Origin of the sequence: Nocardioides psychrotolerans, assembly GCF_900113685.1 — a bacterium.
In the GTDB taxonomy this organism is placed as follows: Bacteria; Actinomycetota; Actinomycetes; order Propionibacteriales; family Nocardioidaceae; genus Nocardioides; species Nocardioides psychrotolerans.
In genome coordinates, this window is sequence record NZ_FOQG01000007.1 from 45,013 (window position 1) to 59,080 (window position 14,068).

Consider the following 14,068-nt stretch of genomic DNA (forward strand, 5'->3'; position numbering starts at 1 on the left):
CCGGTGAAGTTCGCCCCGAAGGCCGTCCTGCGCCGCTCCGCGGAGGCCCCTGCTGCCGCGGCGGGCGCGCCCGTCGCACCTCAGCCGCCGCGCGGCCGACCTGTCGTCGCGTTCGCCGGCATCCTCGACGGACGCAGCCTGTGGTTGGCGATCCACGCCGCCCCCGGCTCGCTCGCGTTGCGCGTCACCGGCACCGGTGACGTGGTCGCGCTGCCCAGCGACGTCCCCGATGACGACCCGGCCTTCCGCGCGGTGCGCGTCGACCTCGGTGCGCTGCCCGGCGGCGCCGAGCCGACGTCGTACGACGTCGTGCTGGTGCCCGCCGGTGGCGGCACGCCCAAGCCGGTGTGGAGCCACCCGCTGCCGACCGACAGCCTCGTGCGCACGCCGCTGTCGGCCGACGGCACCCACGCGTGGTCGCTCGAGCGGGGAGAGGACGGCGGACTCCGCGCGGTCCGCACGCCCCAGCCCGCGACCGTGGCGCTGCGTGCCGTCGCGCAGGACGGCGAGGCGGTCACGCTGGCCATCGATCCCCTGCCCGGCGACCTCCCTGGCCACCACGGACCCGAGCTGCGCCTGGTCGACCAGGAGGGCGTGCTCGTGCACACCCTGCCGCTGACCATCGGCAACGACGGCCTCCTGCACGCCCGGATCTCGCTGGCCGACCTGCCCACCGGCGACGAGGTGTGGCCTCGCGTGCTGGTCGACGAGCACGCCGTGCGTCGCCGCGGTGACGACCTGGCCAAGGCGCAGGCCGCCACGATGCTGCCGCAGCTCTTCGGCGAGGACCCCGAGACGCCCGAGCTGCGCCTGCGCTGGACCCCCGAGGGCACGCTGGGCCTGCGCATCGCCGCTCGACCGGCGCACCCCGCCGCCACCTCGCAGGGTGAGGACGCCTGATGCGCATCGCCTACCTCGTCGACGACGTCGACGCGATGAGTGGCCCGGTCCGCTCGCTGCTGACCCAGGCGCAGGCACTGGCGCTCGACCACGACGTGCGCGTGATCAGCGTGCGCCGCACGGCCGACGAACCGCACTTCGCGGTGGACCCGAGCATCCGGCTCGACTACCTGCTCGACCTGCGTGACCCCAAGGCGCCGACGCCGCTCGAGCCCGACCTGGTCCGCCCGGTCGAGGCCAGGCGCCTGCGCGAGCGCGCCTCCACCGTGGCGCCCGGGCTCAGCGCCCTCGACGACCTGGTCCTCGAGGCTGCCTTCCCGGTGCTCGACGTCGACGTCGCGGTCACCTGCTCCCCCGACCTGCTCCGCCCGGCGGTGATCCTGCTGCCCGACGACACGATCGTGGTGCACCAGGAGCACCGGGTGCTCTCCGACCGGGTCAGCGGCCTGGACACCCTCGCCGCCCACGCACCCCGAGCCGACGTCGTCGCCGTGCTCACCGAGACGTCCGCGCAGTGGCTGCGCGACCGCCTCGGCGAGCTCGCCCCCGAGATCGTGGTCCTGCCCAACCCGTTGCCCATCGGGTTCTCGCCGCGCTCGCGCCTCGACACCCCGTTGATCATGGCGGCCGGTCGGATCGTGCCCGAGAAGCAGCTCGCCAAGCTGGTGCAGGCCTTCGGCGAGGTCGCCGACCAGATCCCCGACTGGCGCCTGCGGATCTGGGGCGAGGGCTCCCAGCGCGGCGAGGTGCTGCGCCAGGTCCGCAAGTGGGGCCTCTACGACCGCGTCGAGCTCCCCGGCCCCACCGACCAGATGGCCGCCGAGTGGGCCAAGGCGTCGATCTGCGCGCTCTCCTCGCGCACCGAGGGCTTCCCGCTCGCCGCGCAGGAGGCCATGGCCGCGGGCGTCCCCGTCGTCAGCTTCGATTCCGCCTCGGGACCCCGTGAGCTGGTCGAGCACGAGCGCACCGGCCTGCTGGTCGGCCCCGAGTCGATCTCCGGCCTCGCCGCCGCGCTGCTGCGCCTGGCCACCGACGCCGACCTGCGCCGCCGCCTGGGCGAGGGCGCGCTCCGCGCCTCCCGGCAGTACGACGCCGCGTCGGTCGCCGAGCGCTGGCACCGGGTCTTCGCCGACGCGAGAGCCCGTCGCGCGGGCCGCGGGCGACTGGCCTCGCGTGCCCTCACGCCTCCCGCCCGTCGCCGGGTGGTCGACGGCACCCACGCCGACATCACCGGCATCACCCCGACGCAGGCACGCCACGACGCCCTCGCTCTCGCCGTCGACACCGCGCGCGGCGTCACCGACGCGTGGCTGGTCGTGCCCGGCGACCACACCACCGCGACCGCAGTCGTGCTGCCGATGGCCGCACGTCGCACCTTCCTGGAGGCGCTCGCGGCGGCCGACCACCCGGCACACCTCTGCCTGCGCGACCCCGAGATGCACGGCTGGCCCGAGCGGCGCGGCGAGATCGCGCCGCTGGCCCGCGAGCTGCACCGGGGCATGACCTCGGTCGTGGCGCTGGAGCCGTGGCCGACCCAGGACGGCGCCCCGAGCGTGCTGTCCCAGGGCTGCAGCGTCGAGGTGGAGTTCTGGGAGAGCTCCGCCGACGGCGACCTGCTCTCGCCGCGTCGCAACCGTTACGCCGACCGCATCCCGCACGACGTGCCGGCGGTCGAGCACGAGGTCGAGGGCGTCGCCGTGCGCACGCTGCCGCTGATGGCGGCGCCGAGCGTCAGCCAGTGCGCCTTCCCGATCGACGTCGTCTACACCTGGGTCGACGGGAGCGACCCGGAGTGGGACGCCGCCCGACAGGCCCGCCTCGAGGGCATCGCCGGCACGGCGCAGACGCGGGAGTCGAGCGGCCAGGCACGGTTCCTGGCGCGCGACGAGCTGCGCTACTCGTTGCGCTCGCTGCACCTCTTCGCCCCCTGGGTCCGGCGCATCCACGTCGTCACGGCCGGGCAGGTGCCCGACTGGCTCGACACCAGCGATCCCCGGATCAACCTCGTCGACCACCGCGACCTCCTGCCGGCCGACGGGCTGCCGACCTTCAACTCCCACGCGATCGAGACCTCGTTGCACCGCATCGAGGGGTTGGCGGAGCACTTCCTCTACTTCAACGACGACTTCTTCCTCGCCCGTCCGGTCCACCCGGAGACCTTCTTCAGCCCGGCCGGTCTCTTCGCGACCTACTTCTCCCACACCACGATCGGGCTCACCAACACCCCCGACGCCCCGCCCTACCTCAAGGCCGCGTGGAACAACCGCAACCTCCTCTACGACGCCTTCGGCCAGGTCACCACCAACAACCTCGCCCACGCGCCCTACCCCCACCGGGTCTCGGTGCTCCGCGAGATCGCCGAGCGCTTCGCCGAGCCGGTGGCCGCGACCGCGCGCTCGCCGTTCCGCTCGGACACCGACGTGGCGATGCTGAGCTCGCTGGCCCAGCACTACGGGCTGCTGACCGGCAGCTCCTACGTCGCCACGGCCGACCTGGAGTTCGTCAACCTCGCCAACAACGACGTCGACCGCCAGCTCTCGCTGACGTTGGAGCGCGACCAGGACTTCATCTGCCTGGGCGACCACCACGACCACGCGCTGCGGCAGTCGACGCTCGACGAGCTGCTCGCCGCCTGGTATTCCGCCTACTTCCCCGTCGTCGCCCCCTGGGAGCTGGCATGACCGCTGTCGCGGTCTACGCACGGGTGCTCGACGGCGACCACCTCTGGCTCGCCGTCCCCGCACCCACCGGCGAGACGCTGGCGGTGCGCGGCGGGCCTGATGGTGAGCTGCCGGTGCCGACCGAGCACCGCGACGGGCTGGCGGTCGCCAGGCTCGACGTCGCTGCGCTGCTGGGCGGGGTCGACGCCGACAAGGTGGTGCTCACCTTCGCCCTCGACGGCGAGACCGTGACCTGGGACGGCGGGCCGATGGTCGGTCCGACCAAGGTGCCCCCGACCCGCGACGGACGCTGGCAGCTGCGTGCGTTCGCCGCCGACGGCGAGCTGCGCGTGGCGCGCACCCGCGCCGATGCTGCTTGTGTCGTGGACGGCATCGAGCACGACGGCGACGTCGTGACGCTGGGGCTCTCCATAGCCGATGGCGTCCTGGTCGCGCTCGATGAGTCGACCGAGATCGGCCGGGTCGCCGTGGTCGACGGCCGGGCCGTCCTCGACGCGTCACTGGTCGTGCCGGACGGCGTGGTCGCCCGGCTCGCGGTGAGGTCCGGGGACCTGGACGTGCCCGTCGTACGACGCGAGCGGGACCTGAAGCGCGCCAACTTCGCCGTCGTGCTGCCGGCCACCGCGGGCGGGCGCCTGCAGTGGCAGCCGGACGGCCAGCTGGCGATCGCGGGCGGTGCCGGAGCATGAGGATCGCCTACCTGCTGCCGACGATCTACGGCATGGGCGGCACGGCCAGCGCGATCGTGACGCAGGCCAACGCGATGGCGCGCTTCCACGACGTGGAGATCTACAGCGTCTACCGCGAGGTCGAGGCGGCGCACTACGCGATCGACCCTGCCATCACCGTGCACGACCTGGTCGACGCCTCCGGCGAGCAGGTGCACGTCGCGGGACTGATGCCCGATGAGGCCGCCGCGCTGCGCGGCACGCCGCCGCTGCTGATCAACCCCTCCTGGGACCCCAACCTCGACGCGCTCGCCGACGTGGCGCTCGAGGCGGCACTGCCGATCGTGACCGCCGACGTGCTCGTCAGCGTCACCCCGGCGTTGCTGTCGCTCGCGACCCAGCTGGTGCCTTCGCATGTCGCGCTGGTCCACCAGGAGCACCGCTCCTCCTCCCAGCGCACCTCCGGCCTCGAGCCGCTGCTCACCTTTGCCCCGCGCGCCGACGTGGTCGCGATGCTGACCGAGCCGATGGCGACGTGGCTCAGCGACGAGCTGGGCACGGGCGCGCCCGAGATCGTGGTCATGCCCAACGCGATCCCACCCGGCTTCCGGCCCCGGTCGCTGCGCGACGCCCCGCTGATCGTCGCGGCCGGTCGGCTGATGGGCGAGAAGCAGTACGCCCACCTGGTCAACGCCTTCGCCCTCGTCGCCGACCGGATGCCCGGGTGGCGACTGCGCATCTACGGCGACGGGCCCTCGCGCTTCGAGGTCATGAGCACCGTGCGCAAGCACGGCCTCTGGGACCGCGTCGAGCTGCCCGGACCCACGACCGACATGGCCACCGAGTGGGCCAAGGCGTCGATCTCGGCGCTGACCTCGCGCTCCGAGGGCTTCCCGCTGGTGATCCAGGAGGCGATGGCCGCCGGCGTCGCGGTGGTCTCCTACGACTGCCCCTCAGGCCCCCGCGCCATCATCGAGGACGACGTCGACGGGCTGCTGGTGGCGCAGGGCTCCGAGCAGGCGCTCGCGGCGGCGCTGCTGCGCCTCGCCACCGACGCCAGCCTGCGGGACCGTCTCGGCGAGGCCGCGATCGCCAAGGCGGCATCGTGGGACATCGACTCGATCACCGACCGCTGGCGCACGATCTTCGAGCGGGCGGTCGCCCGTCACGGGGCCTCGACCTCCGGGCGGAGCACGGCACACCTGCGCGCCGGTCGCCCGGCTGCTGCCCGGTCGCGCCACGAGGCGCCGGCCGGGGCCGAGGGCACCGGCGTCACCCCGGCCCAGGCGCGCGAGGCCGCGTTGGCGGTCGCCTCGCGGGTCGCCGACCAGGTGTGCGACGACTGGTTCGTGGTGCCCCCGCATGCCGGCGAGACCGTGCTCGTGCTGCCGATGTCCGCACGCCGTGCCTTCCTCGACGGGCTCGCGGCGACCGACCTCCCGCCGTACCTCTCGGTGCTGGATCCCGAGCGCGGCGGCTGGCCCGCCCGTCGCGGCACGCCCTCCGACCTGGTGCCGCACCTACGCGGTGGCCGCACCAGCGTGCTGGTGCTCGAGCCGTGGCCCCTCGTCGACGGCCGCCCCTCGCTGCTGGCCGGTTGCGGGTTGCGCGTCGAGTGGTGGGAGGAGGGCGTCGACGGCGACCTGCACTCACCCGGCCAGGCGCGCTACGCCACCCATGTCCCCCGCGGCGCCGCGAGCGCGACGACCGTGGTCGAGCGCCTCGAGGTCCCGACCTTCCCGGTGATGGTCGAGCCGACGCCCGAGGAGTGCCGCTTCCCGATCGACGTCGTCTACACCTGGGTGGACGGGAGCGACCCCGTCTGGGACGAGGCGCGCCGCCGTCGGCTCGCCGAGGCCACCGGCACCATGCAGACGCCCGCCGCGAGCGGGCGGGCCCGCTTCGTCGACCGCGGCGAGCTGCGCTGGTCGATGCGCAGCCTCCACCTCTTCGCCCCCTGGGTGCGCACGATCCACCTCGTCACCGCCGGCCAGGTCCCGACCTGGCTCGACACCTCGCATCCCCGGGTCAACCTCGTCGACCACCGCGACATCCTCCCCACCGACGCGCTGCCGACCTTCAACTCCCATGCGATCGAGACCGCGCTGCACCGGATCGAGGGCTTGTCCGAGCAGTTCCTCTACCTCAACGACGACGTCTTCCTCGGTCGGCCGAGCCGCCCCGAGCAGTGGTTCACCCCGTCAGGCTCAGCAGCGGTCTTCCCTTCGAGCGGTGTCGTGGGGCTCCCGGACCAGGACGACCTGCCCTTCCTCCATGCGGCCGCCACCAACCGTCGCCTGCTCCAGGACGCCTTCGGCGTGACGACGACCCGCACGTTCAAGCACACGCCACACCCCCAGCGTCGGTCCACGCTCGCGGCGATCAGCAAGCAGTTCGCCACCGACGTCGACCGCACCGCACGCGCGCCGTTCCGCTCCGAGACCGATGTCTCGCTGCTCTCCTCGTTGGCCCAGCACTACGGCCTCCTGACAGGAGCCGCCCACGTCGGGGCCGTCGACTACAGCTTCGTCAACCTCAGCGCGGCCGACGTGAAACGCCGGCTCACCCAGCTGCTCGACCGGGACCAGGACTGCTTCTGCCTCGGCGACCACCACGAGATGGCGCGGCCGCCCGAGGTCGTCGACCAGCTCGTGGCCGAGACGTTGGACGCCTGCTTCTCGGTCGCTGCCCCCTGGGAGCACTGACCTTCTGCACGCTCGTGAGAAGGGTCCACGTGGCCCCCTCTCACGAGCGAGCGGAGTGGCTGGTGCTGGTGCGCCTCAGCCGGCGAAGCGCGGCCGCCACAGCCACCGCAGCGAGCGGTACGGCGAGCGCTCGTCCCGGTGCGCCCAAGCCAACCCGACCGCAGCGACGGGGTGCTTGCGACCCCACTGCGGGTCGGACATCACCCGCGCGCTGAACTCGACGTCGATGTCGCGCAGGTAGGGCGCGCCGGTGCCGGCGAAGTCGCGCAGCATCTCCTCCACCTCGGCGATGCTGCGGCCGCGGGCCGACGCCCAGAGCTCGTCGTGCGCCTCGGCGTGGGACCGGACCGCCTCGTCGTCCCACTCCTCCACCCGAGGAGGAGACTCGAACGGCGCGTAGGCGAACCACCCCGTCGACTCGTCCCCGCGCGCCCGCGCCTCGCGAGCACGACGCTTGAAGTCCGCCCCGGCCGGCAGCGGCGGCAGCTCCTCGCGGACCGACCAGCACAGCTCGTCCTCGTGGAAGACGAGGAACACCTCGTCCTCCGAGGTCGGGTTGAAGTCCTGCGGGTCGTCGGCGTGGTGGTCCAGCGGCTCGGCGATCCGGGCCCACTCATCGGGCGTCGCGACAACGGTGATCTCGCGATCCTCGTCCGTCACCCTGACCCGCCCGTCACCCTGGTCGACGACCGGACCCAGCAGGGCCAGTCGCTCGAGCAACCACAGCCAGCGCTCGGCCACCTCATTGGCGGTCGAAGCCTCCTGGAGCTCGTCGTTGAGTCGTCGGGCCGCCCGCGAGACCTCCCTCTCCAGCAGCCACGCGTAGTCCTCGGGGACGTCGCGGGCGCTGAGGTAGCGCCAGTCCGCACCGAAGGGTGCGTGTGCAACACCCGAGGTCGGGCCGTGCCACCACCGCGGCGGCGTGCCGCTCAACCGGAAGGCCACCTCCACCCGGGGCCAGGCCCGGCCGTCGACGACGCGCACGTCGAGGACCTCCAGTCCCTCGTCCGCCAGCAGGTCAGGGAGCAGGCGTCGCACCTCGCCGAGGAACTCGTCGTCGTCCATCGCGGGCTCAGCCCTTGCGACCGAACAGCTTCCGCCCGGACCCAGCGGGAGCCGTGGACGCGGCGGCCTCGAGCTCCGCGATCCGCGCGTGCAGCGTCGTGAGCTCGCGGGCGTGCTCGCGGGCCATGTTGGCCTTGACCGTGCGGCGCACGTGGGCCTCGCGGGCCTTGGTGTGGTCGGTGGCGATCGCGACCGCGTAGTCGTGCGCGCGGGCGTAGTCGACACGCATCGCCGCGAACTCCTCCCCCACCGCCGTGTCCTGCGGCGAGTCGACGAGGTGGTTCATCAGCTCCCACGTGCGGTCGGCCATCGCACGCAGGTCGTCGGAGACGTCGATCTCGTCCCAGCTGATGTGGGAGCGGTAGAGCGTGGCGTCGATGAAGTCGTCGACCGCGTGGTGCTCCCCCGAGGCCAGGTCGGCGTTGTAGTCGAGCCCCAGCTGCTCCCCGGCCCGGCGCAGCGCGGTGCGCCAGTCGGCGAGCAGGTCGGCGTAGCGGACCATCGCGCGCCGGCCGTCGCGGGTGGCGATCTCGGTCTCGAAGGCGGCGTTGCACCAGGCCGCGATGTTGGCGGTCGCGCGCTGGCGGCGGAACTCCTCGGTCTGGTCGCCGAGGTAGGCAGTGTCACGCGACTTCGCGACCTCCACCGGGTGGCGCAGCATCGTGAGGAAGGTCAGCTCGCGTCCGGTCTCGGCCGCGGCCTCGCGCCACACGCCGTGCACCCAGAACGCCCGGGGGTCCTTGAGCAGCAGCTGCGGGTGACCGGCCTGCTCGCGCAGCCAGTCGACGAGCGTACGCCGTACGGCGGGGTCGGCGGCGACGCCGGCGGCCAGGGCCGCGGCCTCGGGCCGGGTGTCGATCGTGCGCACCGGGACCCGGTTGAGCAGCTCCTTGTGGAAGTCGATGACCCACTTCGACTCGTAGAAGCCGCGTGGGTTGGTCTCGTCGGCCTCGATCAGCGGCGGCGGGATGTGCAGCCCCAGCCGCTCGAGGGCGCCGGCGACCGTGCTGGTGCCGCTGCGGCCGGAGCCGGTCACCAGGACCAGGCGCCCCGCGGTGTAGTCGATGTTCGTCACGCGACTGGACCCTATCGTCCGGGGCGCGACCGGCCGCAGGCCTCCCGTCTCCCCCGTCCCACCCGCCACCGGCCGGAGGCGCCGTTACCGAATTGTGGATGTTCTGTTGATCCTTGCTGGGCCCCGCCGTCATAGGTTCTCCGAGTCAACAAAGTCTGACTCTGGTGACACGGGAGTCCGATCGGTCGCGATTCCGGGGGGAACGCGAACGGTCGGATTCACGGGAGCATGCTCGAGGACCGAAGAGCGCTCAGCCCTCCCCGACGCGGTTGCCCTCAGCGTCCCAGTGCGCGTCGACCTTCTTGCTCGGCTGCACGCGCGGCGGCTCCCCGGGCATCTTGGGGTGGTCCGGCGGGAAGTTGAGCTCGCCACCCGGCTGCTCGTCATAGAGCTTCAGCAGCGGCTCGATCGAGTAGGCCTCCTCATCGATCCCGGCCCACGGGTCCCCGTCGGCGAGCCGCTCCGGCACGCTGAAGAGGTGGTGCACTCCCGGGTCCGTCGTGGTCGCGAGCTCGTCCCAGGTCATCGGCGTCGAGACGGGAGCGCCCGGCAGGGGCCTCAGGGAGTACGCCGACGCGATGGTGCGGTCGCGACAGTTCTGGTTGTAGTCGACGAAGATCCGCTCCCCGCGCTCCTCCTTCCACCACGCCGTCGTGACCTGGTCATCGCGCAGCTCGAGCTCGCGCCCGAAGCCGATCGCGGCGTGTCGCACGTCGGCAAAGTCCCACTCGGGCCGGATCCGCACGTAGACGTGCACCCCACGGTTGCCCGACGTCTTGGCGAAGCCGCGCAGCCCGAGCTCCTCGAGCAGCTCCTTGGCGACCCCCGCGACCCGCACCGCGTCGGTGAAGCCGGTGCCCGGCTGCGGGTCGAGGTCGATGCGCAGCTCGTCGGGCCGGTCCACGTCGGCGCGCCGCACCGCCCACGGGTGGAAGGTCAACGTGCCCATGTGGGACGCCCACACCGGCACCGCGATCTCGGTCGGGCACATCTCGTCGGCCGTGCGCCCCGAGGGGAACGTCACGCCGACCGTCTCGAGGTAGTCGGGGGCACCCCGCGGCACCCGCTTTTGGTAGAACGCCTCCGCCGCCTCCCCCGGCCGTCCCGTCGCCAGCGTGAACCCGTCGCGTACGCCGTCGGGCCACCGCTCCATCGCCGTCGGTCGATCGCGCAGGGCCCGCATCAGCCCGTCGTCGACGCTCGCGAAATACTCCGCCACCATCAGCTTGGTGACCTCGGGCGTCCGTCCGGTCGCCTCGTAGATCACCCGGTCCGGGCTCGACACGCGCACGGCGCGCCCCCCGGCGACGACCTCGGCAGCTGGTGTCTTGGGCATGGCTCAACCTAACCCGGCCGGCACCCCCATCCGTCGATGTGGCGATCGTTAGAGTGACGCGCGTGCCACAGCCCCGCAAGACGTTCCTGATCGGCGCGGGCTGCCAGAAAGGCGGCACGACGTGGCTCTACAACCACCTGAAGAAGTCGCGGGAGCTCGCCCACGGCTACCGCAAGGAGTACCACGTCTTCGACAGCCTCGACCTGCCCTCGGAGGACTGGATGCGTCAGCGCATCCTGCGCCAGGCCGAGCGGGCCGTGGCCGCCGCCCAGCGCGGCGAGAAGGCCGACGCCGAGGTCATCCACCGCGCCAGCATGTACGTCGACCCGGAGCTCTACTACGACTACTTCGCCGGCCTGCTGCGGCGGGCTCCGCGCTTCCGCGCCGCAGCCGACCTGACCCCCGACTACGCGATGCTCCCCGCCGACCGGTTCCGCGCCGTGCGCGACGGCTTCGACGCCCGGGGCGTCAGGACGGTGTCGGTGTTCCTGATGCGCGACCCGGTCGAGCGCACCTGGTCGCAGATCCGGATGCAGGCCGACCGCTCACCCGACCGGTTCACGGTCCCGACCGAGCAGGTGCTCGCCGAGCAGCACGCCGAGCCGGTCTACGAGCTGCGCAGCCACTACGGCGACACCATCGCCGCCCTCGACGCGGTGTTCGCACCCGAGGACGTGCACTACGGGTTCTACGAGTCGCTCTTCACCCACGACTCCGTGCGCGCGATCACCGACCTGCTCGGCATGGAGCCGATCGAGCCCGACCTCGGCACCCGCCGCAACTCCTCGAGCAGGACGACCTCACGGCTTCCCGAGGACGTCGCGCGGCACGTGGCGCAGCACTACGCCGACACCTACCGCGCCGTCGCCGACCGCTTCCCCGACGTCGACCTGCTCACCCTGTGGCCGCACAGCCGTCACGTGCTCGGCTGACCCGGGCCGGCTAGAGCAACGAGTTGGGCTCGAACGTCGGCTGCTGGTCGGCGTCCTCGCGGTTGGGCCGGACGAACTCGAAGCCTGAGGTCGTCACGACCTCCCACGTCGGGTCGGCGTAGGGCAGCGCCCGCAGCTCCGTCACGCACCCAGCGTGCAGCGGTGGCGCGTGGAAGGCGTTGCGGCCGACCTCGAGCGGGGTGCCGACGAAGGCGACGGGTCGCCCGAGCGGCCGCGAGCACATCCCGCAGATGCGCGACAGCGCGCACTGCGTGACGCGGGCCTTGACCAGCTCACCCCCGGCACCCCACGCGAACGGCAGGACCGTCACGCTCACGAAGCCGCCTTGCGCATGTAGGCGCCCGTCTCCTGGCGACGGGTCGGGCGCTCGGCGTCGGTCTTGCGACCACGGTCGATCGACGGTGACGGCGGCTCGGGCGAGTCGTCGGACGTCATGGCGTTGGGCAGCGAGAGCTTCATGATCGTGCGCAGCGTCTGGCCGTACTGACGGTAGAGCGGGCCGGTCGTGTAGGGGATGTCGTACTTCTCGCAAAGCGCGCGGACCTTGACCGCGATCTCCGGGTAGCGGTTGCTCGGGAGGTCGGGGAAGACGTGGTGCTCGATCTGGTAGCCGAGGCTTCCGGCCATGACGTGCGTCAGCCGCGAGCCCTCGAAGTTGGCCGAGCCGAGCATCTGGCGCAGGTACCACTCGGCGCGGGTCTCGTCCTCGATCTCCTCCTCGGTGAAGTGCAGAGCACCGTCAGGGAAGTGCCCGCAGAAGATGATCATGTAGGACCACAGGTTGCGCGTGACGTTGGCCGTCGCGTTGGCCGTGAGCGTCGTCTTCCAGTTCTTGCCCGAGAGCGCCGGGTAGACGATGTAGTCCTTGAGGATCTGGTTGCGGCCCTTCTTGACGATCTGCTTGAGCTGCCGCTTCATCTCCTTCGGGTCCTTCTTGCCCTTCCGGATCGCCTCGAGGTCGAGGTCGTGGAGAGCGACGCCCCACTGGAAGAGGCCGGCGAGCAACGCGTTGTAGACGGGCTGCCCGAGGTTGACCGGGTGCCACTTCTGCTCGCGCGCCATCCGCAGGATGCCGTAGCCGATGTCGTTGTCGTGGCCGAGCACGTTGGTGAACTGGTGGTGCACGTAGTTGTGCGAGTGCTTCCACTGCTCCGCCGGCTGGGCGGTGTCCCACTCCCAGTTGGAGGAGTGGATCTCGGGGTCGTTCATCCAGTCCCACTGGCCGTGCATGACGTTGTGGCCGATCTCCATGTTCTCGAGGATCTTGGCCGCGCCGAGCATGGCGGTGCCAGCGGCCCAGGCCGGCTTCTTGTGGGAGGCGAAGAGCGCCACCCGGCCGGCGAAGGCGAGGCCACGCTGGATGCGGATCATCTTGTTGATGTACGCCGCGTCAGCGGCGCCGCGCGACTCCTCGATCTCGGTGCGGATCGCGTCGAGCTCGCGACCGAGCTGCTCCACCTCCTCCGTGCTGAGGTGGGTGTACTCCTTGACGTCTGCGATGGCCATGCGTGTCTCCTAGATGTCGAGCGTGCAGTCACCGACGGCGGCGGTGATGCACGTCTGGATCTGCTCGTTGGGCTGGTTGTAGTCGTCGCCGTTGCGCAGGTCGCGGACCGCTCCGGAGACGAGGGTGACGGTGCAGGTGTGGCAGATGCCCATGCGGCAGCCGTAGGGCATGCCGACGCCGGCCTGCTCGCCGGCCTCGAGGACGGTGGTGGCTCCGTCCACCTCCACGCTCTTGCTGGAGTTGCGGAAGGTGATCGTGCCGCCTTCTCCGCCCTCGCCACCGAGCTGGAGGTTGAAGCGTTCGAGGTGCAGACGCTCCTCGAGGCCGGCCTCGCTCCAGTGCGTGTCGATCGCGTCGAGCATCGGGCCGGGACCACAGGCCCAGGTCTCGCGCTCGCGCCAGTCGCCGGCGACCCGGTCGAGGTCACCCAGGTCGAGCATCCCGTCGAGGTCGGTGTGCAGCTGGTGGAAGCTCAACGACGGGTTCTTCTCGGACAGCGCCAGGAGCTCGTCGCGGAAGATCATCCGCTCGGGCGTCGTCGAGGAGTAGTGCATGACGACGTCGGGCATCGTGCCGCGGCGGTCGAGCGTGCGCAGCATCGACATGACCGGGGTGATGCCGCTGCCACCGACGAGGAAGAGCACCTTCGCGGGCGGCGGGTCGGGCAGCACGAAATCACCCTCGGGCAGCGCCAGCCGCACGATGGTGCCGGGCTCGAGACCGGACACGAGGTGTGCCGAGAGCAACCCCTCGGGCATCGCCCGCACCGTGATCGCGATGGTGCGGCCGCTGCGCTTGGGCGGTGAGCTGACCGAGTAGGAACGCCACTGGAACTTGCCGTCGACCTGCACCCCGATGCCGACGTACTGACCGGGGCGGTGGTCGTAGCGCCAGCCCCAGCCCGGACGGATGACCAGGGTCGCGGCATCGGCCGTCTCGGGGATGACCTTCTCGACGCGCCCCCGCAGCTCGCGGGTGCTCCACAGTGGGTTGATGAGCGACAGGTAGTCGTCGGGGTGCAGCGGGGTCGTGAGCTTGTTGCCCGCCCTGCGCACGCGTTCCCACGGGATGGTGCTCGCCATCGAGCCTCCTTCAAGCCACGGTCGGCCGGTCCGACTGAGTCAGTGAACAGGTGTGCACTGCGGTTCGTCAACAGACCGAAGGGGTGATTTCCGGAC

At 71.9% G+C, this 14,068-nt stretch carries 11 protein-coding genes; 5 read left to right on the top strand and 6 right to left on the bottom strand.

The genetic code is table 11. From position 1 onward, the window contains the following. Positions 1-3: 3 nt before the first annotated feature. From BM204_RS10140 to BM204_RS10155, 4 genes are read left to right on the top strand one after another with little or no spacing between them, the layout of a single operon-like run. Positions 4-900, top strand: coding sequence for a hypothetical protein (locus BM204_RS10140; protein WP_091112757.1), 897 nt, complete (start codon positions 4-6; stop codon positions 898-900). After that, positions 900-3,581, top strand: a complete 2,682-nt coding sequence (locus BM204_RS10145; RefSeq protein WP_091112759.1) for a stealth family protein — start codon at positions 900-902, stop codon at positions 3,579-3,581. Before BM204_RS10140 ends, BM204_RS10145 begins: the two co-directional genes overlap by 1 nt. Beyond that, on the top strand, positions 3,578-4,270 hold the full coding sequence (locus tag BM204_RS10150) for a hypothetical protein (RefSeq protein WP_091112762.1): 693 nt from the start codon (positions 3,578-3,580) through the stop codon (positions 4,268-4,270). Before BM204_RS10145 ends, BM204_RS10150 begins: the two co-directional genes overlap by 4 nt. Continuing rightward, positions 4,267-6,954: a stealth family protein gene (locus BM204_RS10155; protein WP_091112764.1), complete on the top strand. Its 2,688-nt coding sequence runs from the start codon at positions 4,267-4,269 to the stop codon at positions 6,952-6,954. The genes BM204_RS10150 and BM204_RS10155 overlap by 4 nt, the downstream gene beginning before the upstream one ends. Positions 6,955-7,029: 75 nt before the next feature. Here BM204_RS10155 and BM204_RS10160 read toward each other — a convergent pair whose 3' ends face one another. The 3 genes from BM204_RS10160 to BM204_RS22630 form a co-directional block, all read right to left on the bottom strand. Further along, on the bottom strand, positions 7,030-8,019 hold the full coding sequence (locus BM204_RS10160; protein WP_091112766.1) for a hypothetical protein: 990 nt from the start codon (positions 8,017-8,019) through the stop codon (positions 7,030-7,032). A gap of 7 nt (positions 8,020-8,026) precedes the next feature. Then, positions 8,027-9,094: a sulfotransferase family protein gene (locus tag BM204_RS10165; protein WP_170259110.1), complete on the bottom strand. Its 1,068-nt coding sequence runs from the start codon at positions 9,092-9,094 to the stop codon at positions 8,027-8,029. A 250-nt stretch (positions 9,095-9,344) separates the two neighbouring features. Further along, positions 9,345-10,430 (bottom strand): DNA polymerase domain-containing protein, encoded by a 1,086-nt coding sequence (locus tag BM204_RS22630; RefSeq protein ID WP_091112772.1) that lies wholly within the window; start codon positions 10,428-10,430, stop codon positions 9,345-9,347. A gap of 62 nt (positions 10,431-10,492) precedes the next feature. On the opposite strand from BM204_RS22630, the gene BM204_RS10175 reads away from it, so the two are divergent. Then, complete coding sequence (locus BM204_RS10175; RefSeq protein ID WP_143099712.1) at positions 10,493-11,362, top strand: hypothetical protein; 870 nt, start codon at positions 10,493-10,495, stop codon at positions 11,360-11,362. Between the two features lie 10 nt (positions 11,363-11,372). Here BM204_RS10175 and BM204_RS10180 read toward each other — a convergent pair whose 3' ends face one another. The 3 genes from BM204_RS10180 to BM204_RS10190 are packed head-to-tail and all read right to left on the bottom strand — an operon-like array spanning position 11,373 to position 13,972. Continuing rightward, positions 11,373-11,699, bottom strand: a complete 327-nt coding sequence (locus BM204_RS10180) for a hypothetical protein (protein ID WP_091112777.1) — start codon at positions 11,697-11,699, stop codon at positions 11,373-11,375. Continuing rightward, on the bottom strand, positions 11,696-12,889 hold the full coding sequence (locus BM204_RS10185) for a fatty acid desaturase family protein (protein ID WP_091112778.1): 1,194 nt from the start codon (positions 12,887-12,889) through the stop codon (positions 11,696-11,698). The genes BM204_RS10180 and BM204_RS10185 overlap by 4 nt, the downstream gene beginning before the upstream one ends. Positions 12,890-12,898: 9 nt before the next feature. Beyond that, complete coding sequence (locus BM204_RS10190) at positions 12,899-13,972, bottom strand: ferredoxin reductase (RefSeq protein ID WP_091112781.1); 1,074 nt, start codon at positions 13,970-13,972, stop codon at positions 12,899-12,901. Between the last annotated feature and the right edge of the window lie 96 nt (positions 13,973-14,068).